The sequence below is a fragment of the Pseudomonas sp. F220 genome (assembly GCF_057813935.1).
This window is the reverse complement of sequence record NZ_JBVASJ010000043.1, coordinates 24,217-44,226: the sequence shown is the minus strand read 5'-3', so window position 1 is coordinate 44,226 and position 20,010 is coordinate 24,217. Positions and strand designations below refer to the sequence as shown.

Here is a 20,010-nt window from a genome sequence, read left to right as displayed (position 1 = left end):
CTCAGTTCAATTTGTTCGTCTTCACTGAGCACGATGTCCTGAGAGTTCATGTGATCACTCCAAGTACTGACTGACCACAGAAGCATAGCTCAGGCTAGAAACTTATTTAAGAGACAGGACACTAGTGCACTGCCAAACGCTTGCTTACAAAAGGGCAGTGCACCCTGAACGGTTTCAGGCGGCTGGGTGTGATCCAGGCTCAATGGTTTACCGTATAAGCCAGCATGGCGGATAACTGACAGAGCGGCCGTCCGCTTTCACTATGCCAGAGGTTGAAAACCTCTTGAACCTTCGCTTGATCCCTCTTGCTGCTTGGAACTTTGTCGATGATGTTCTGGGCGTTCAGCGCAGCAACCACGTCAAATGTCGGAATGAACGTGTCTTTACCGATCATTCGCAGGAACCTCGGCGCCGAGAGACCGCCCAATTGGCTTCCATGCTTGGCAAGGTACTGCCAGAGGCCAACGATGTTGGTCGTGGGCCAGTCGGCGATGAAGGCTCCAAAGCTGCCATGTTCATGGGCAACATCGAGGATCATCTGGGCATTGCGCGGTACGCTTTTGAGCTTGCCTAAATGCCTGATGATGCGTGCGTCCTGCATCAGGCGTTCAAGGTGTTCAGCGCCCATCAGTACTACTTTTTCCGGGTCAAATCCAAAAAAAACCTGCTCGAATGCCGGCCATTTTGCATCCACCAGGCTGTGCTTCAATCCGGCACGGAAAACTCTGAGTGCCAAAGTCGATAAATAGCGATCGGCGCTGATTGTTCTCAATTGTTGTGCAGATTTAGGGGCGGGCAGTTGTGCCTCTAAGGCTGCCACTGAACCGAAGCGATTGAGGCAGTATTCGTTTAACCATTTGTAGTCGTGCATGCCCTCTCCAAACTGGATAGCAATTGCTGGAAACTCTCAGGCTTCGATTAAGTAGGGCTTGAGGGATGAGGTCGGGTCGCCGATGACAGTTTGTCAGGCGACCACCTATCAAGCCACCGCTTGACCTTCCCCCGCCAACTTGCGATTGAGCTGAAACCGCCAGCGCACATACAGCAGCGCGCTGCAGAACACGGCCAGGCTCGCGGCCATTTCCAGCAGGCCAAACATCTGTCGGTTGGGGTCGTAGGCGGCCAGTGCGCCTTTGATGAAATACAGGTTCACCACAAAACACATCCACGAATGCCCGCGCGCGCTGCCGCTGAGCATGCCCGGTGCCAGCAGAAGCAAAGGCACCAGCTCAATCAGCAGGATCACCCACGGTCTCGCCCCATGCAGGTCTGCGACGATCAGGTAGTACGCGCACAGCAGGCCGATCAAGCCGAGAAAGCACAGCAGGCTCAATACTCGAGCTACCCGTACGCGCGGTTCCAGCCACTCGATGGAAGGCAGGATCTTGGGCTTTTTAGCCACGGTTGCTCTCCAGTTGCTGAGCGGTTTTTGCCAGACGCAGGCCCAACGCCCGGCACAGGGCGACTTCGTGTTCGTTCAGCGGGCTTTTGCCATCGGCTCCAGCGTGATGACTGGCGCCGTAAGGCGTACCGCCACCGCGGGTTTCCAGCAGCGCCGATTCGCTGTAGGGCAGGCCAGTGATCAGCATGCCGTGGTGCAGCAGCGGCAGCATCATCGACAGCAAGGTGGTTTCCTGGCCGCCGTGCAAGCTGGCGGTGGAGGTGAAGACTCCGGCCGGTTTGCCAACCAGAGCACCGGTCAGCCACAGGTTGCTGGTGCCGTCGAGGAAATACTTCAACGGCGCGGCCATATTGCCAAAGCGGGTCGGGCTACCGAGGGCCAGGCCCGAGCAGTTTTTCAGGTCATCGAGGCTGGCGTACAAGGCGCCTTCCTCCGGGATGCTCGGGGCCACCGCTTCACATTCAGTGGAGATTGCCGGCACCGTGCGCAGACGTGCTTCCAGACCACCTTGCTCAATACCGCGGGCAATCTGCCGGGCCATCTCATTGGTCGAACCGCTGCGGCTGTAATACAGAACCAGAACGTACGGCGCACTCATGGAAGGATCTCCAGCACTTTCTCCGGTGGACGGCCGATGACGGCTTTGTCGCCGACCTGCAGAATCGGCCGTTCGATGAGTTTTGGATGCGCAGCCATGGCGGCGATCAACTGCGCTTCAGTCAGGCTGCTGTCTGCCAGGTTGAGGGTCTTGTACTCGTCTTCGCCAGTGCGCAGCAGCTGTCGGGCGTTGATGCCCAGTTTGCCCAGCAGGCTCTGCAATTGCGCAGCGTCCAGTGGGGTTTCCAGGTAGCGCACCACGGTCGGGGTCAGGCCGCGGGCTTCCAGCAGTTCCAGCGCACCGCGAGATTTCGAGCAGCGCGGGTTGTGATAAAGCGTCAGATCGGTCATGTGCGGGTCGCATCTTGCGTAAGGTGGCAGCTATTCTACCTGTGTGGCGAGCAGTCCTGAACCTTGGGAGGCGATGGGTCGCAGTCAAAGTGGATTCAGAACCAATTTTTTTAAAGGACCAAGACATGACTAGGCGACTGGTAGCGGCATTGGCAATCATCACAACCTTGCTGCTCGGTGGCTGTGGCAATGACTACGGCGTCGATCAGCAGGGGCAAAAGGTCGCGTCCGAGCGCCTGGACAAGCAATGGCTGGTGCTCAATTACTGGGCCGAATGGTGTAGCCCGTGCCGAACCGAGATTCCCGAGCTGAATGTCTTGGCTGAACAGTTGAAGGGTAAGTCGATCGGTGTGTTCGGGGTCAATTTCGACAATGTACAGGGCGATGAACTGAAGAAAGCCAGTGAAGCGCTGGGGATCAAGTTCACTGTATTGGCCCAGGACCCGGCCGATTATTTCGAGTTGCCGCGCAGTGAGGCATTGCCGGTGACCTACATCATCGATGACAAGGGCAAGATGCGTGAGCAGTTGATGGGTGAGCAAACAGCGGCGGGGGTGATGGCGAAGCTTACGGCGTTGCAGGCGAAAAACTGAAGAGTCTAATGCGAACAACATAGATCTCTGTAGGAGCGAGCTTGCTCGCGATGGTCGTTAACGATAACGCGTACTCATTGAAGAAACGCGTCAAGTTCATCGCGAGCAAGCTCGCTCCTACAGGTACAGGGATTGTTGTATCAGCCTTCTTCCAGCCACCAGCGCAACGGCTTGCCTTCGGCCGGCCAGAAACGTACTTGCTCGATCGGCGAGATGTCCCAGCGTTGCACGGTTTCCAGTGCCTGCAGGAAGCGTTTCTCTTGCTCCATCAGTGCCGGTGCGCACATTTTGCGGGTGCTGCCGACCTTGCCGAAGTTGAGCTTCTCACCGTCCAGCGCGTAAGGCGCGAACCAGTGATTGCAGCCGCCATTGCCATAGGCCCGACCGTCCTCACCGAGGATGATGGTCAGGTGGCTGTTGTCGATCAGCGGGCGTTCGCCGATCCACTCCAGAATGTAGCTGTGTTCTTGTTGCAGCTTCGCCGGTTCAGCGGCGCAACCCAACAGACTGGCACCGACCATCCCCATCATGGCCAGACGTTTCATCAGACGGGCCCCTGGCATTTACGGCACAGGTGCTTTTCGCCTTTGGTTACCCAGCCAAGTTCGGCAATGCGCGCTGTAGCGGCAGGCTTTTGCGCTTTGTTGCCGAGTTTTGCGTCGACCGCGAACTCGAAGTTCAGCTCGGTTGAACAGCTGTCGCAGTTGACCTTCCAGGTGTGAATCGCCAGTTCACCGAACACCGGGCCTCGGGCCACGGCGACCCATTGGCCAATCGGGTTGATCAGGTGACGGACTTTTTCTACGGTCAGGCGCATGGACAAGTCCTTGCTGCCTTTCAGGGTGACCACCAGGACGTCGTCGCTCTGTATCGAGCCGCCGTTACCGGTGACTTGATATCGACCCGGCACCAAGGCGCGGCATTCGATCAGGGTGTGTTGCGGGCTCATCAAGCTGTAGCGGAAATCGTGTTCGACCATGGGTCCTCCAAATATGGGCGGTATGCTAGCACGCGGATGGATCCAGCATGGCCCAGGCTTGTGACCTTCGATCAGGCAGACGCCCCGTGGTTTAGCCTTCTACCTGATTCTGTGGAGTGCCCGCCGCCCAGGCGGCAATGTTTTGCAAGGTGGTTGCGGCAATCGCAGCCAGGGCTTCGCGGGTCAAAAAAGCCTGGTGGGCGGTGACGATGACGTTAGGGAATGTCAGCAGGCGCGCCAGCACATCGTCTTGCAACGGCAGGTCTGAGCGGTCCTCGAAGAACAGTTGCGCTTCTTCCTCATACACATCCAGCCCCAGATAGCCCAATTGACCGCTTTTCAGTGCGTCGATCAGCGCCGGTGTGTCCACCAGGCCACCACGGCCGGTGTTGATCAGCATTGCGCCCGGTTGCATATGGGCCAGTGACTGGCTGTTGATCAGGTGTTTGCTTTCAGTCGTCAGGGGGCAATGCAGACTGATGATCTGCGCTTGCGCCAGCAGTTCTGGCAGGCTCAGGTATCGGGCGCCGAGGGCTTCTACCTGCGGGTTGGGGTGCGGATCGTACGCCAGTAGCTGGCAGCCAAACCCGGCCATGATTCTGGCGAAGGTGGCGCCGATCTGGCCGGTGCCGACCACGCCGACGGATTTGCCCGCCAGGTCGAAGCCGGTCAGGCCGTGCAGGCTGAAATCGCCTTCGCGGGTTCGGTTGTAGGCGCGATGCAGGCGTCGGTTCAGCGCCAGTATCAAGGCCACCGCATGTTCGGCCACCGCGTGGGGTGAGTAGGCTGGAACCCGGACGATGCTCAGCCCGAGGCGTTTGGCAGCAGGCAGGTCGACATGGTTGTAGCCAGCCGAACGCAGAGCGATCAACCGGGTACCGCCGGCCGTCAGTTGTTCGAGCACCGGCGCGCTGAGGTCGTCATTGATGAAGGCACAGACCACTTCGTGGCGATCAGCCAAAGCGACCGTGTCCAGGCTCAGTCGCGCCGATTGAAACTGCAACTCGACACCGGCCGGTAGCTCGGCACTGAGGAAACTGTCGCAATCATAGGTCTGGCTGCTGAAGAGAATCGTGCGCATGGCTTCATCCTTGTTTAGGGGGCGGTGAGCTTGACGCTCATCTGCGTCATCGGTATTGCCGTGGGTCAGGCACCGATGCGAGCTTCTGTGGCCAGGCGGTTAATGGCTCGGTCCAGTTCATCCAGCGCGGCAAAGGCCTTTTGGTCTTCTTGCTTGAGCAACGTTTCACTGCGCTGGCAGGCGGCACGTAGTTGCGGTACGCCGCAGTAGCGGGTGGCGCCGTGCAGGCGATGGACCCGTTCGATCAGCGCATTCTGGTCCTTGGCATCCCGGGCGACACGGATGGCTTCACGGTCAGCCTCCAGAGAGGCGAGCAACATCGCCAGCATATCGGCGGCCAGATCGGCTTTGCCGGCGGCCAGGCGCAGCCCCTCGTCATGATCGAGCACCTGCAACTCGGCGCTGTTGCCATAGGACTCGTTGGCGCGCTCCGGCCCATGGTTGCGCAGCGCAAGGCCGGTCCACTTCAACACCACTTGGGCCAGCTGGCGCTCACTGATGGGTTTGGTCAGGTAGTCGTCCATCCCGCTTTGCAACAGGGCGCGCTTTTCATTGGCCATGGCATGGGCGGTCAAGGCGACGATTGGCAGCGGGGTGCTGTGACGCTCGCTTTCCCACTGGCGAATCACTTCGGTGGTCTGGCGGCCGTCCATCCCGGGCATCTGCACGTCCATCAGGATCAGATCGAAGGCTTCCGTCTGTACAGCCTTGACCGCGGCATAGCCACTCTCGACCGCGAGCACCTTGGCCCCCATGTCCTCAAGCAGGGTTTGCGCCAGCAACAGATTGGCCGGGTTGTCATCAACGCAGAGCACTTTCGGCGCACGGCTGGATATGGGCTCGCCGGGCTCATTGCGCATCGGGCGCGGATTGACCAGGTCGGACAAGGCCCGGCGCAATTTGCGAGTGCAGGCAGGTTTAGCCTGCAATTGACTGTGGGGGTTGGGCACAGAGAGATGAAACAGTGTCTGTTCAGTGGTCGGGCAAAGCACCAGCACCTTGCAACCCAAATGTTCGAGGTCCCAAATGTGCTGGTTGAGGCGTTCGGGCGGCATGTCCTTGGTGGTGATGCCGAGCACCGCCAGGTCGATTGCCTGATCGGTCTGATGGGTGCTGGTGATGCCGTTGGTCAACGCTTCCAGGGTATTGAACGGGGTGACTTCCAGACCGCAGTCTTCCAGTTGATGCTGCAAGGCCTGGCGAGCCAGTTCGTGGTTCTCCAGCACCGCGACGCGGCGACCGAGCAGTGGCGCAGACGGCAGGTCTTCAGCGTCGTCGCGGGTTTTCGGCAGGCTCAGGCTGATCCAGAACTCGGACCCTTCGCCGGGCGTGCTGTCGACGCCGATCTCGCCACCCATTTGTTCGATCAGGCGCTTGGAAATGACCAGGCCCAGACCGGTGCCGCCGGGTTGCCGGGACAGCGAGTTGTCGGCCTGACTGAAGGCTTGAAACAAGGCGCGCACGTCCTGATTCGACAAGCCGATACCGGTGTCTTGAATGCTGATGCGCAGTTGCACGCTGTCTTCATGCTCTTCTTCGAGCATTGCGCGGGCGACGATGGTGCCTTCGCGGGTGAATTTGATCGCGTTGCTCACCAGGTTAGTGAGGATTTGTTTGAGGCGTAGCGGGTCGCCGACCAGAGACAACGGCGTATCGCGATAGACCAGGCTCACCAGTTCAAGCTCTTTGGCGTGGGCCGCCGGGGCGAGGATGGTCAGGGTGTCTTGCAGCAGATCACGCAGGTTGAAGGGAATGCTGTCGAGCACCAGCTTGCCGGCCTCGATTTTCGAGAAGTCGAGAATCTCATTGATAATCCCCAGCAGGCTGTCGGCAGACTTCTCGATGGTGCCCAGGTAATCCAGCTGACGAGGCGTCAGCTCACTTTTCTGCAGCAGATGCGTGAAGCCGAGGATGCCATTGAGGGGCGTGCGGATCTCGTGGCTCATGTTGGCCAGGAACTCGGATTTGATCCGGCTCGCTTCAAGCGCCTCTTTACGCGCCAGGTCCAGTTCGATGTTCTGGATTTCGATGGTCTCCAGGTTCTGCCGAACGTCTTCGGTGGCCTGGTCGATGCTGTGTTGCAACTCTTCCTGGGCGTTTTGCAGGGTGCCAGCCATGCGGTTGATGCCCGACGCCAGTTCATCCAGCTCCTGGCTGCCAAGCGCAGGCAAGCGGGTTTCGAGGTTACCGTCCTTGAGCTGTGCAACGGCGTGTTTGATCAGGCCGAGCGGCGTATTGATGGTGCGGCTTATGCGCAGTGCCAGCAGGGCCGTGCCGGCAAGGCCCGTGGCGATCAATAGCAGGCTGGCGAACAGGCTGCGGTAACCGCGCAACAGCATGCCATTGTGGGACAGTTCGAGCTCCACCCAACCCAACAAACGCTCGGACTCATCAGGGATCAGGTCACCCGCAAGGTTGCGGTGCCGGCCGAACACTGGCAGCAGGTAGCGAGTTGCATCGCTGCCGGTGCGTTGCAGCAGGTGGGTGCTGTTACCGATCGGCGGCTGATTAAGCATGCTCGGGCCGGCATGGGCCAGCAGCGTGCGATCAGGCGCGAGAAAGGACACGGCGCGAACATCCGTCTGTTCTAGGGATTGGGTCGCGATGCGTTCCAGTAAATCCGAATTGTTATGGCTCATGGCAGGAGCCACCAGCGGTGCCAGTTGTTCGGCGATCATCTCGCCACGTTGCAGGAGCTGGGTTTGCAGGTCGGACAGCTGCATCCATGTGAAATAGCCGCCGAGCACCAATGCCATCAAGCTGGTCGGCAACAAGGTCAGCAACAGCACGCGGCCTTTTATCCCCAGTTTTTTAAGCACGCAACTCTCCTGCTACCACACTGTTTTTTTGAATGATTGACGCGCACATCCGGTGCACGGCACCTGCGCAGTGTAGCCATTTGCTTGCAGGCAATCTTTGTAAATTACCGTCGCCGCCAGCCCGCTGATGCAAATGCCATACCTTTAATGAGGGGCTCGGGTTGCTCGACGGGGAGCAATCTTGAATAATCGGCAATTGAGAATTACTTGCAGAAGCTAATGACTCCCGTATCTATTGGTCACCCCCGTATTCTGGCGATTGAAGACGACCTCGTGTTGGGTGCTTATGTATACGAGCACCTGGACCGCTGTGGTTTTCAGGTGACTTGGTGCCAGAACGGCAAGGAGGGGTTGGCGATTGCCCGCAATCAAGCGTTTGACGTGGTGCTGATGGACATTCTTCTGCCAGGCATGGATGGCCTGACGGTACTGACACATCTGCGCCAGAGCCATTCTATTCCGGTGATTCTGATGTCGGCGTTGGGTGCCGAGGCGGATCGCATCAGCGGCTTTCGCTTGGGAGCTGATGATTATCTGCCCAAACCCTTCAGCATGGTCGAGTTGCGGGTGCGCATCGAAGCCATCTTGCGCCGGGTCGCGCTGGACCGCCGTCAAGTCACTGCGCCGCTCAACAGTGATACCCGGAGCCTTCGTTTCGACGATGAGCTGTGCGATGTCCGTCATGCCGGGCAATGGGCCGGTTTGACCCGTAGCGAGTACCGTCTGCTGGAGACGCTGAACCGCAATGCTGAGGAGGTGCTCAGTAAAGCCTTCCTTTATCAACATGCCTTGCAGCGCGGTTATGCCCCCCATGATCGTAGCCTCGACATGCATATCAGCCAGATTCGTCGCAAGCTCAAGGCCATCGGCTACAGCGAATGTGAAGTGCGCACGGTCTGGGGCAAGGGCTACATGCTGAGCGCGATCGATGAAATGGTCTGACCTGCCGGGCAAGCATTCGCTGTTCTGGAAGCTGGCCTTTCTGTTGGTGGCGTTCTGTCTGTTGATGATCTGGCTGAGCTGGTCGTGGGGACGTTTTATGGAGCAGAAGAATCTGTTCCTGTCCGGCGAGGCCCGGTCCACCCTTGTGGGTTACGCCGCCGAGGCGGAGTTGGCCTGGGCTCAAGACCAGCGCGCCGGTCTCGATGCCTGGTTGCAGACAATCGGGGCGCGTGAACGCGGTTGGGTAGGGGTCATCGGTCACGATTTGCAATCGCTCAGCAGCTACCCGCTAAAGGAGTCGGAGAGCCTGCGCCTGACCTTTTTGCGAGGCCTGGATTGGCCGGTCAGCCGTCATACCCATGGCTTGCCTTGGTTGAAAATTCCATTCCCCAACGATCCTGCTATCGGCAGCCTGGTGATCGAATTACCCCAGCGGTTTATGCCTGGGCGTTACCGGGTGTTCTGGCGGGTGGTGACCAATGGGGTGATTCCGGGGTTGTTCACGCTGCTGCTGTGCGTCGGTTTGTATCGCTTGCTGGTCGTGCCGTTGAACAACTTGCGTGAGCAGGCCAATGTCTGGCGCGCCGATCAACTGACGGCGCGCCTGTCCACCCAGACCACCAGCCGACCGGATGAGTTAGGCGAACTGGGGCGGGCTTTCGATCAAATGTCCGAGCGCCTGCAAAGCACGGTGGTGTTGCAGCAGCAATTGCTGCGCGACTTGTCCCATGAACTGCGAACACCTTTGAGTCGCCTGCGCGTGGCCAGTGAAAGCGAGCAGAGCCTGGGACAGTTGCGTGAGCGGCTGGGCAGGGAAGTCGACGGCATGCAGCGGCTGGTGGAGGACACCTTGCAACTGGCCTGGCTCGACACCGAGCGCGCGCCGTTACCTGAAGAGGGCATCCAGATTCAGGCGTTGTGGGAGATGCTGACGGAAAACGCCTGTTTCGAAAGCGGCTGGCCGTCGGAGCAATTGCACTGCGTCGTTGATTCATCGTGCTGGGTTCGTGGTCATCTCAACACACTGGCGCAGGCACTGGAAAACATACTGCGCAACGCCATCCGACATTCTCCGGCGGGCGGCATCGTGCGCCTTTATGGTCGTCGGGAGGGTGCTTACTGGCATCTTTGGCTGGAAGATCAGGGGGGTGGTGTAGCGGAGCAAGAGCTAGAACGAATTTTCGCACCGTTCACCCGTCTCGACGGTTCACGTCCAGGCGACGGTGGATTTGGTCTGGGACTGAGCATCGCCCGCAATGCCGTGCGGCGCCAGGGGGGCAGCTTGTGGGCGGAAAACACCGGGCAGGGGTTGCGGTTGAATATGCGGTTGTTGGCTCATCAGTCTGATAAAACCTGACTCGTCCAGTCCAGTAGTAGCTGAAAGATCGCGCGCGAGCCTCGCTCTTGGAGAATCCTGACTCGATAGAAAGCATTCAAGTGCGAGTTTCAATCAGTTATTGATTAAGGGTGTATTTTATTATCCCCAGCAAAATGATGGGGGTAACATGAAGTAGAAGAAGGGTTGTAAAGAGGCTTTCATATTTTCCCCAGCGCACGTGCAACAACTTGAAGACCAAATAGCCAAAAAATAAGAGAAGTAGCAGTAAAATGGGTAAAAAGTCCGATGCGGTGCCCGCTACAACGTGCACTCCCAAGATTTCCATATTCCATGCTTCGGGCGCGTCTGCAATATTTGAGTTGGTCAAGTAGTCTCTACACTCCATATTTTTTATATCGTCTAGCGGTCGTTTATTGGTTTTTTAATGGGCTAACAGGATCTGAGTTGTCGGTTCGTGTGAGGCGGATATTTCACCAAAGATGGACGTCTTTTTCAGAGTTCCCCTAAGGAAGGTCTGAAGTACCCGCCGATTTTTCATGCCCTCGCTACTTGAGGTTCAAAAAATCATGCGTCGGTCGAAAAACAGACCTTTCCTGCCCTTAATTCATGGTTCTTTCCTTTAATCGCGCTGTTTCAGAGCAATTAGCCCGCATTACAGGCGCACCTCTCCTGCATTCAACAATCGCTTTCGCACCATCCACAGGTTCGACAACGCAAACAACGTCGTCTGCTGAGCGATGTTTTTCGCCAGACCACGAAAGCGCACTTTCATATAGCCAAACTGACGCTTGATCACTCGGAATGGATGCTCAACCTTCGCCCGGACTTGTGCTTTCGCATATTCGATTTTGCGCCGCAGGCGCCCGATCAAACTCTTTTTCACGTGTTTTTTATAGCTGCTGGGCCGCGCAGCAATCGACCAGATCATCGTGCGATTCTGATGCTCAGGACGCTTGTCCACGCCGGTGTAACCGGCATCGCCAGACACGTATGATTCCTCGCCATGCAGCAACTGATCGACCTGCGTCACGTCCGCCACATTGGCCGCCGTGCCCACCAGGCTATGCACCAAACCCGTCTCGGCATCGACACCGATATGCGCTTTCATTCCGAAGAAATATTGATTTCCTTTCTTGGTCTGGTGCATTTCGGGATCGCGTTTGCCGTCCTTGTTCTTGGTCGAACTGGGCGCATGAATGATCGTGGCATCGACCACCGCGCCTTGGCGTAACAGCAAGCCGCGATCGCCGAGATAGCCATTGATGACCTGCAAAATCCCGCCGGCTAGCTCATGTTTTTCCAACAGGCGGCGGAAGTTGAGGATCGTGGTTTCATCGGGAATCCGATCCAGATGCAGCCCCGAAAACTGGCGCAGAATCGTCGTCTCGTAAAGTGCTTCTTCCATCGCCGGATCGCTGTAACCGAACCAGTTCTGCATCAGATGAACCCGCAACATGGCCAGCAACGGATACGCCGGACGACCGCCTTCACCCTTTGGATAATGCGGCTCGATCAAGGCAATCAACCCCTTCCAGGGCACGACCTGATCCATCTCGATCAGGAAACGCTCGCGACGGGTCTGCTTACGTTTGCCGGCATACTCGGCATCGGCGAAGGACATCTGTTTCATCGGGGCTCAATCGTTCGGTTCGTGTGAGGCGGGTATTTCACCAAATCTGGAAGTCTTTTTCAGAGTTTCCCTAAGCGTCTCCGATAGTTTTCAAGGGTTCCTGCATCACGCCACTGAATGTGCAGTGACACCCCCAAGACTATCGATGAAGCCCATCGCGCACCAGTTCATGCAGACCACCACAACTTGCGGAAAATCTCCTATGCCTTCGCCCAGAATTTTAGTCGTCTGACAGACCGCCTTCATCGCGGGCAAGCCTCGCACAAGGGAATGCAATCCAATGTAGGAGCGAGGCTTGCCCGCGATCGAACGCGCAGCGGTCGTAAAATCCGCGAGTACACTCCCGATCCAGTCATTTACCAAGTGGATTGATCTTCGAGACTGGCCTTATAAAGATCGTCCTTCCACTCTTCGCTTGCCAACCTATATATATCCTCAAAAAAACCACGAGGATCGTCTATTTCTGTTTCATCCCATGCAATAGTGCTGCACTCATCGTAATCACTTTCAAACTGTGTCGAAAAATCATAACCGCTATCAGTCAAGGCTTCTTCAAGCACCTTAAATAGAGCAAAACGATGCCTATAACTTAAATAATCCAAACCATGAAGCACGAATTTTTCAATTATTTCGCGCCGCTCCTCAAACACATTGGGATTATATTTTCGAAGAGCTTCACCTATTGTCTCCTCCCGATCATAAATTTCAAGTCCTGCCAAAACATATGAAAGCCGAGGCTCCCACGGTAAATTTACATTCTTAAATGGAGACTTCATGATCACTTATCACTTCTATCTAGTAAATGCCGTAAATGGTCGCTTGATATTTTTCTTATCAAACCTCACCTCTGCCTCATTCATAACTTCAACGTATTTCGGGTTGTTCAAATCCTTATCATTAGGCTTATATCCTCGCCCCACTCCGGGTATTTTTACCCTAACTACAGGGTTACCTTTTTTATCGTATCCGGTAGGCTCGGGTACATGCTTATCCATCTTTGAGATAGCGTAACCTATCGCCTGACATTGCAAAATCCAGCAAGTAAATTGCGAGCTCGAATTAATCCCTTCCTTTTTCCCCTTAATAGTTGGGTGAGAACCATCAATTGATCGCTGCTTCAGAGCCTCGTCCGGGATTTCGGGACCGTGTTTCGCAACACTATGCATGTTGTATTCTTTTTCCCAAGCTAACACTTGGCGTTTCGCCTCTTCTTTGGGCAACGGCTTAGGAAGCGTTGGAGCCCCATCATTGACGGAGGCTTTGCTAATGTCATCCGGTAACGCGCAACCACCCTTCTTGTTCCCCGGTGGGCAATTGGCGTTGAGCCCCAACGGATCCACCCACCCCGTCGGATTCGGGGTGTATTGGTAGCCGTTCAGCCCACCCGCCAGCTTGCTCGGGTCCGGGGTCAGGTAGCGGCCGATGTCCGGATTGTAGTAGCGATGGCGGTTGTAGTGCAGGCCGGTTTCGGCGTCGCAGTATTGGCCCTGGAAGCGCAGCGGTTGCTCGAGTGGTTCTTCGGGGTCCTGGCTGAGGCGGGTGAGTTTGCCGTAGGCGCTGTAGGTCGCCGACCAGACGATGTCGCCGCTGTAGTCGGTGAGTTCCTGGGGGGTGCCGAGGTGGTCGAGTTGGTAGTAGAACGGGCAGGCGTTGCGGGGGCCTTCGCCGTCGAGCAGCGCCAGGGGCCGGAAGCTGCCGGGTTCGTAGAGGTAGCTGCGGTAATGGCGACTGCCGCGTTCGGCGATGAGCTGCTCGCCTTGCCAGAAGAATTCGGTGGTCTGGTCGTCGACGGTTTTGCCGATGCGTCGGCCGAAGGCGTCGTACTTGTAAGTCGCCTGGCTGCCGTCCGGCAGGGTCACGCCGATGAGGCGGTGCAAGCAGTCGTAGCGGTATTCGGTGATCAGGCACTGGGCTTTGCCGCGGCGTTCGCGGATCAGGTTGCCGAAGGCGTCGTAGTCGTAATGGTGATCGCCTTGCATCAACAGGCGGTTGCCTTTGACCGTGGCCGGGCCGGGGCGGTCGTGGATCAGCAGGTTGCCGGCCGGGTCGTGGCTGAAGTGTTCCGGGCGTTCGCCGTGCGGATGGCGGACGCTGGTCAGCCGGTCCAGCGGGTCGTAGTGATAGCGGCGTTGGCCGTGGCGGCTGTCGCTGATGAGGGCCAGGTTGCCGTTGGCGCTGTAGGCGTAGTCGCGGCGGTAAAGCCGGTGTGCCTGCTGGCTCACGGCGTGGGCCTGCAGCCGGCCCTGTTCGTCGTACTGGTACTGGCTGAGCAACCGGCCTTGCTCGCGCTGCTGTTCACGACCGGCACGGAACTGGTGAGTGGTCAGCCGGGCGCCGTTGAGGTCGACGGCGCTGAGGGCGCCGCCCTGGGCGTGGTGATAGTCGAGTTGGCTGTGGTCCGGCAGGCGCAGGTGATTGAGCTGGCCGCAGGCGTCGTAGCGATAGCGCAGGGTGCCCCAGCCTTGGTGCTCGGTGATCAGCCGGTCGTGCAGGTCGTATTCATATTCCAGCGGCCAGTGGCCGTCGTCGACGCTGACCAGCCGACCGAGGCCGTCGTAGCGGTAATGAATCTGGCTGCCGTCGGCCAGGGTCTTGAGCAGCAAGCGGCCCGCCGAGTCGCGCTGGTAGGCGGTGAGCAGTTCACTGCCATCCTCGCCAAACTCGGTTTTCTCCAGCAGCTGGCCGTTGAGGTCATAGGCGTACGCGGTGCGCCGCCCATCGAACCCGGTCTCTTGCCGGATCAGCCCGTTGGGACCGTACTCGAGCTGGTAGCGCTCACCGGCTGCGTTTTCGATTTCGCTGAGCAACAGCCGCGCGTTGTCGTAGCGATAGCGCAGCTGGGTGCCGTCGGGGTTGATCCGGCGACTGACCAGGTGCAGGTCGTCGGCGTATTCGTAGCGGGTGATGCGCCCCAGTTCATCGCGCTCGGCGGTGACTTTGCCGTAGGCGTTGTAGCTGAAGGCGCGGGTGGCGCCACCGGGCAAGGTGGTGTGCAGCAACCGCCCCACGGCATCCCAGTGGTACTGGGTGAGCGCGCCGTGTTCGTCCTGTCGGCTGATCTGCCGGCCCAGCACGTCGTAGGCATAGCGGCGCTGGCCACCGTCCGGCAGCTGTTCTTCGATCAGTTGGCCGAGGCGGTTCCAGCCCAACATGTGGAGGCTGTGGTCCGGATGGCGGATCGACAGCAGCCGACCTTGGTTGTCGTAGTGGTAGTGGGTGACGTGGCCACTGGGATCGGTCTGTCGGGTGATGGCGCCCTGGGCATTACGCTGGTAGGTCCACTGCGCCGGGCCGCGCTGGCGCCGGTGGACGTAACCGTTGCGGTATTCGAACGCCGTCGGCTGGTCCTCGGCGGGCAATACCGCGCTGAGGCGCCCGGCCTCGTCATACCGGTATTCGGTAACGGCGCCGAGTGGGTCCTGCTCGGCCGTCAGCCGGCCTTGGTCGTCGTAGGCCTTGAGGTGTTCGGCGCCGTCCGGCTCGACCTTGCGCACCAGGCGCGCCTGCGGGTCGTGGGTGTAAAGCTCCTCAGTGCCGTCGGCATGCCGGACGCTGACGCGGCCCTGGTCGTCCCAGACGTAACGCGCATCCATCTGCGAAAAGCTCGCCCAGTGCCGGATGCAGCGCGCGGCTTTGCCCACGCGTTCCCACGCCCAGAAAAAACTCGCGCCACCGGCCAGTTGCCGCTGCAGGATGACCTGCTGATCGTCGTAGTCGTAACGTTCACGTTCACCGGCGGCGTTGGTCGCCTCGACCAGCCGCTGACGTTCGTCATAGCGGTAGCGGACCAGCGTCTGCTCGGTGTGCCAGGCCGCTTCGAGGGTGTCCGCCGGGTGCAAGCTCTGGTAGTCGACGGCGATGATATGCACGCGGTCATAGCGCAGGCGCAGGGCGCGGCCGGCGCCGTTGTCGAGACGAAGGATGCGTTCCTGGCGGTCGCGGGTGATCCGCAGCCGGTTGCCGTAGGCATCGCTGATGGCGCTCAGCCGACCCGCGCGAAAATGGTAGAACCGCACCTCGTCACCGGCCTGGGCGAGGATCAGTTCCTGCGGATCGTCGCCGAGATAAATCGCCGCCCGCGACAGGCTGTTGTGGATCGCGGGTCGCTCAAGGTTCGGCAGCGGGAACGTGGTGCGGCGATTCTCGTGATCGGTCCAGATCACCGAGTCGTCGCTGATCGCCAGCCGCTGCGCCAGCGCATGACTCCAGCCAAACCCGAGGCCGCAATCAATTTCCACCGCACTGCTGCGGTACAGCCGGGTCCAGCTAAACGGCAGCACCCCGTCCAGCTCACCGTCGCTGAGGGTCAGCAGTTCTTCGCCGGTGACCATGGATACCGGACAGCCGTGGGTGGCGGTGTTGCGGGCGGTGTCGGCACTGTCGCCGTTGGGGTTTTTCGCCTGGCTGGGGGCGTCGTCGTGGTGTTCCTGTTTCTTCAGTGTGGCGTTGCGGCGCGCGCCCCAGCGCATCTCCAATACGCCCTGTTTCTGGCCGCCGGTCAGCCCCCGGGCGGCGACCTTTTTGTAGCGGTCGACATAGCCGATAAAGCTGTCGATGATCTTGAATAGGGACTCGACGAAGCGCAGGACGGCGCCAAGGAATTGAGCACCATGGTCCGCCAGGCGCAGCGTCAAATAGGCGATGCCGACGCCGGGGCCGACCCCGATGCCTGAACCGGCAACAGTCAGCACAAGGCCAATCAGCAGGTCGATCAGGATCTGCACCACGACCGTGGAAATCACCTCAGCCGACTTGCCAGCGATCAAACTCGGCGGCAAGGCGTCCAGCCAAAGACTCGCGGTGCGCAGCAACAAGCACAGCGCCGCTTCATCGCTGGCCAGCAGCATGGCTTTTTCCATTACTTGCGGTGCGTCCTGCGCCGACTTGACCAGTTGCTGCGCGCTGCCGCCAAGACGTTCGAGGTGATCCCCCGGGTTCTTGAGGATGTCACTGATCAGGCTGATGTTGTCCCACACGCCCTCGATCGCCGCCCAACTGCCGGCCAGCATCCCATTGCCCGCCGCCCGCAACGAAGCTGACGCCGACTGCTGCGACCACTGCGGTTTAAAACCCTGCCACTCGCTACGCAGCCAGCCTTCCAGATCCTGAGTCAGCCCGTCGTAGGCAGCGAACAGCTCATCGACTTGCGCCGGGGTCACTTCACTGTGAACCCGGACCCGATAGAACTTGCCGGCCTCGCCCTTGAACTGCGCCTTGCCCTGTTCATCCAGAGTGATAGGCAAAGCGGGGCCACCACCTGCCGGTATGACTTCGACCTGAATATTGCCAAGCGGAATGTCGTAAACCGACTCGAACTTGCTCTCGATTTCGAGAATTCCGCTGGCCGGGCATTGGGCGACGCTGGAGATGAAATCGTCGTCGCGCATGCTGACCGAGGTGCTGGTGGTTCCGAGCTTGATCACCCGCTCCATGCCCAACAGCGACGGCAGATCGGCGGCGCGACTGCCCTTGTCCAGCGTCCTGCCGAACCAGCTGCTGACTTGTTTGCGATAGAGACCGAGGGTGTCTTTGAAGGTGTCGAGTTGATCTTCGATGTGAGCGATGTGGCCCGGTTGCTTGGCAGGAACGAGCATCCATGAAGTCTCTGCAGAGTGAAGGCGGCCGATTCTGCATGAGCGATGGAGGGCTTGGATGGGTGGCCTGAGAAATCAGATTTGGCCTACGACGTGGCGAAATTGTTCCCTCGAATCCGGACGCCAGAAGGCCACATGGCGGCTCAAAAGCTATCTGTAACCGGAAAGGATTCTGTCGTTACTGTGCGCAACGGCTGAAGTGGGCAGCGGACATTGTGCGTAGTGTTCGCAGGCTTATGCCTTTAAGCCATAAGCACCGCACTTTGCGTGATATGGACTCCAGACGTTTGCCGGTATGATAGGCGCCCCCGCAGTCTGGATTGCGAATACGCCATGACCTTGCAGTACCCAACCATCGCCGATTGCGTCGGCAACACCCCGCTGGTCCGTTTGCAGCGCCTGCCCGGCGCCACCAGCAACACCCTGCTGCTCAAGCTTGAGGGTAATAACCCCGCGGGCTCGGTCAAGGACCGCCCGGCGCTGTCGATGATCACCCGCGCCGAATTGCGCGGGCAGATCCATGTCGGCGATACGTTGATCGAAGCGACTTCGGGTAATACCGGGATCGCCCTGGCGATGGCCGCGGCGATCAAGGGTTACAAGATGATCCTGATCATGCCCGGCAACTCCAGTGCCGAGCGCAAGGCAGCGATGACCGCCTATGGCGCCGAGCTGATTCTGGTCACCCAGGAAGAGGGCATGGAAGGCGCTCGCGATCTCGCCGAACGGATGCAGGCAGAAGGCCGTGGCAAGGTGCTCGACCAGTTTGCCAACGTTGATAACCCTGAGGCGCACTACACCGGCACCGGCCCTGAAATCTGGCGTCAGACTCAAGGCAGCATCACCCACTTCATCAGCTCCATGGGTACCACTGGCACCATCATGGGCGTCTCGCGCTACCTGAAAGAGCAGAACCCGACGGTGCAGATTGTCGGTCTGCAACCGATGGAAGGTTCGGCCATTCCCGGTATCCGCCGCTGGCCTGAAGAGTATCTGCCGAAGATTTATCAAGCCGATCGGGTCGACCGGATCGTCGACATGGCCCAAAGCGAAGCCGAAGACGTGACCCGTCGTCTGGCCCGCGAAGAAGGCATTTTCTGTGGTGTGTCCTCCGGCGGTGCCGTGGCAGCGATGTTGCGCCTGTCCCAAGAAGTCGAAAACGCGGTGATGGTCGCGATCATTTGTGACCGTGGCGACCGTTACTTGTCGACCGGCATTTTCGACGCGCCCAACTGATGGCCAAGCAAGAGAGAGGCCTGCGCTTCCAGCCGAGTGGCGGCACTCGGGCCCCGCAAGTGCCCACCGGTAAAAAGCAGCGGTTGACGATCGAACGACTGGCCAACGACGGCCGTGGCATTGCCTTTATTGAAGGCCGTACCTGGTTCGTCGCCGGTGCTTTGGCCGGTGAGGAAGTCGAAGCGCGGGTCTTGGGTGCCCACGGTAAAGTCGTCGAAGCGCGTACCGAGCGGGTATTGGTGGCCAGTGATTTGCGCCGTCCGGCACCTTGCGCCCACGCCGGGCGCTGTGGCGGTTGCAGCGTTCAGCATTTGCCCCACAACGAACAGCTTGCCCTGAAACAGCGCATGCTCGCCGAGCAGTTGTCGCGGGTTGCGGGTGTCGAGCCTGAAGAGTGGGCAGCTCCCTTGAGTGGGCCAGAATTTGGCTACCGACGTCGCGCCCGGGTGGCGGTACGTTGGGATGCCAAGGCAAAAAAACTCGAAGTGGGTTTCCGTGCGGCAGCCAGCCAGGACATCGTCGGCATTAATGATTGCCCGGTGCTGGTACAGCCCTTGCAACCGATCATGCAGCGCTTGCCGGAGATGCTGCGGCGTTTGAGCAAACCTCAGGCGTTGGGTCATGTGGAGTTGTTCAGCGGTTCGGCCATCGCATTTTTGCTGCGGCACATGGCGCCGCTGTCTGAAGCTGATTTGACGATATTGAAAGAGTTCTGCGCATTCCATGGGGCCCAGTTGTGGCTGCACGGCGAAGGCGAGCCGCAACCGGTCGAGCCGGATCAGCAGCTAGGTTATCGATTGGAACAGTGGGATTTGAATCTGGCTTATCGGCCGGGAGACTTTATCCAGGTCAACGCCGGGGTCAATGAAGTGATGGTCGCTCAGGCTCTGGAATGGCTGGCACCGAAGGCCGATGACCGGGTTCTCGATTTGTTTTGTGGCTTGGGTAACTTTGCTCTGCCGCTGGCTCTTCAGGTTAAAGAAGTCGTCGCGGTGGAAGGCGTAGCGGCCATGGTCGAACGTGCCACCGACAATGCGGTTAGCAACAATGTGCATAACGCGAAGTTTTTTCACGCCGATTTATCCCAGCCTTTGGCTGATGCCAAATGGGCCGGCGAGGGCTTTTCTGCGGTACTCTTGGACCCACCCCGTGACGGTGCTTTCGAAGTGGTGCGCAAGCTCGCTACTCTGGGCGCAGGACGGTTGGTTTATGTGTCGTGCAACCCGGCAACTCTGGCTCGCGACACAGTCGAATTGATCAAGCAGGGCTACCGGTTAAAACGTGCCGGGATCCTCGATATGTTTCCTCAGACGGCACATGTCGAGGCCATGGCGTTATTTGAAGCGAGCTAGGATGCTCGTCTGGTCCGACTGACCCGCCAATGCATGACCCTCGCCAGCCCAGCGAGGGAGTATTGACAACGAAGGTCAGCGATTTTGATGCATTG

The 20,010-nt window shown here is 58.8% G+C and carries 16 protein-coding genes; 5 read left to right on the top strand and 11 right to left on the bottom strand.

Annotation, left to right across the window (positions count from 1 at the left end; genetic code table 11):
* Window positions 1–199: 199 nt before the first annotated feature.
* The 4 genes from ACZYSM_RS25575 to arsC form a co-directional block, all read right to left on the bottom strand.
* Window positions 200–871 (bottom strand): DNA-3-methyladenine glycosylase I, encoded by a 672-nt coding sequence (locus ACZYSM_RS25575; RefSeq protein ID WP_489075864.1) that lies wholly within the window; start codon window positions 869–871, stop codon window positions 200–202.
* Window positions 872–979: 108 nt separating this feature from the next.
* On the bottom strand, window positions 980–1,402 hold the full coding sequence (locus tag ACZYSM_RS25570; RefSeq protein ID WP_489075862.1) for a DUF2069 domain-containing protein: 423 nt from the start codon (window positions 1,400–1,402) through the stop codon (window positions 980–982).
* Window positions 1,395–2,000, bottom strand: coding sequence for an NAD(P)H:quinone oxidoreductase (wrbA, locus tag ACZYSM_RS25565; RefSeq protein WP_489075860.1), 606 nt, complete (start codon window positions 1,998–2,000; stop codon window positions 1,395–1,397). Before wrbA ends, ACZYSM_RS25570 begins: the two co-directional genes overlap by 8 nt.
* Entirely contained in the window at window positions 1,997–2,350 is a 354-nt protein-coding gene (gene arsC, locus ACZYSM_RS25560; protein WP_489075858.1) for an arsenate reductase (glutaredoxin), read from the bottom strand. Before arsC ends, wrbA begins: the two co-directional genes overlap by 4 nt.
* Before the next feature lie 125 nt (window positions 2,351–2,475).
* Here arsC and ACZYSM_RS25555 point away from each other — a divergent pair, with 125 nt between their 5' ends.
* Window positions 2,476–2,943 (top strand): TlpA disulfide reductase family protein, encoded by a 468-nt coding sequence (locus ACZYSM_RS25555; RefSeq protein ID WP_489075856.1) that lies wholly within the window; start codon window positions 2,476–2,478, stop codon window positions 2,941–2,943.
* A 140-nt stretch (window positions 2,944–3,083) separates the two neighbouring features.
* Here ACZYSM_RS25555 and ACZYSM_RS25550 read toward each other — a convergent pair whose 3' ends face one another.
* The 4 genes from ACZYSM_RS25550 to ACZYSM_RS25535 form a co-directional block, all read right to left on the bottom strand.
* On the bottom strand, window positions 3,084–3,488 hold the full coding sequence (locus tag ACZYSM_RS25550) for an META domain-containing protein (protein ID WP_489075854.1): 405 nt from the start codon (window positions 3,486–3,488) through the stop codon (window positions 3,084–3,086).
* Window positions 3,488–3,922, bottom strand: a complete 435-nt coding sequence (locus ACZYSM_RS25545; RefSeq protein WP_489075853.1) for a hypothetical protein — start codon at window positions 3,920–3,922, stop codon at window positions 3,488–3,490. Before ACZYSM_RS25545 ends, ACZYSM_RS25550 begins: the two co-directional genes overlap by 1 nt.
* 91 nt (window positions 3,923–4,013) lie before the next feature.
* Window positions 4,014–5,003, bottom strand: a complete 990-nt coding sequence (locus tag ACZYSM_RS25540; RefSeq protein WP_489075852.1) for a 2-hydroxyacid dehydrogenase — start codon at window positions 5,001–5,003, stop codon at window positions 4,014–4,016.
* A 65-nt stretch (window positions 5,004–5,068) separates the two neighbouring features.
* Window positions 5,069–7,822, bottom strand: a complete 2,754-nt coding sequence (locus ACZYSM_RS25535) for a response regulator (protein ID WP_489075851.1) — start codon at window positions 7,820–7,822, stop codon at window positions 5,069–5,071.
* 219 nt (window positions 7,823–8,041) lie between these two features.
* On the opposite strand from ACZYSM_RS25535, the gene ACZYSM_RS25530 reads away from it, so the two are divergent.
* Both ACZYSM_RS25530 and ACZYSM_RS25525 read left to right on the top strand, forming a co-directional pair.
* The gene (locus tag ACZYSM_RS25530) at window positions 8,042–8,764 is read left to right on the top strand and encodes a response regulator transcription factor (RefSeq protein ID WP_489075849.1); all 723 of its coding nucleotides are present in this window, start codon (window positions 8,042–8,044) and stop codon (window positions 8,762–8,764) included.
* Window positions 8,751–10,121, top strand: coding sequence for a HAMP domain-containing sensor histidine kinase (locus ACZYSM_RS25525; RefSeq protein ID WP_489075847.1), 1,371 nt, complete (start codon window positions 8,751–8,753; stop codon window positions 10,119–10,121). The genes ACZYSM_RS25530 and ACZYSM_RS25525 overlap by 14 nt, the downstream gene beginning before the upstream one ends.
* A gap of 634 nt (window positions 10,122–10,755) precedes the next feature.
* Here the strand turns inward: ACZYSM_RS25525 and ACZYSM_RS25520 are convergent.
* From ACZYSM_RS25520 to ACZYSM_RS25510, 3 genes are all read right to left on the bottom strand, one after another.
* Window positions 10,756–11,733, bottom strand: a complete 978-nt coding sequence (locus tag ACZYSM_RS25520; protein ID WP_489075845.1) for an IS5 family transposase — start codon at window positions 11,731–11,733, stop codon at window positions 10,756–10,758.
* Window positions 11,734–12,089: 356 nt separating this feature from the next.
* Window positions 12,090–12,509 (bottom strand): hypothetical protein, encoded by a 420-nt coding sequence (locus ACZYSM_RS25515; RefSeq protein WP_489075843.1) that lies wholly within the window; start codon window positions 12,507–12,509, stop codon window positions 12,090–12,092.
* Between the two features lie 15 nt (window positions 12,510–12,524).
* On the bottom strand, window positions 12,525–17,327 hold the full coding sequence (locus tag ACZYSM_RS25510) for an RHS repeat-associated core domain-containing protein (protein ID WP_489075841.1): 4,803 nt from the start codon (window positions 17,325–17,327) through the stop codon (window positions 12,525–12,527).
* Between the two features lie 333 nt (window positions 17,328–17,660).
* On the opposite strand from ACZYSM_RS25510, the gene cysM reads away from it, so the two are divergent.
* Window positions 17,661–18,563, top strand: coding sequence for a cysteine synthase CysM (gene cysM, locus ACZYSM_RS25505; RefSeq protein ID WP_489075839.1), 903 nt, complete (start codon window positions 17,661–17,663; stop codon window positions 18,561–18,563).
* Window positions 18,563–19,915, top strand: a complete 1,353-nt coding sequence (gene rlmD / locus ACZYSM_RS25500) for a 23S rRNA (uracil(1939)-C(5))-methyltransferase RlmD (protein WP_489075837.1) — start codon at window positions 18,563–18,565, stop codon at window positions 19,913–19,915. Before cysM ends, rlmD begins: the two co-directional genes overlap by 1 nt.
* The last annotated feature ends 95 nt before the right edge of the window (window positions 19,916–20,010 follow it).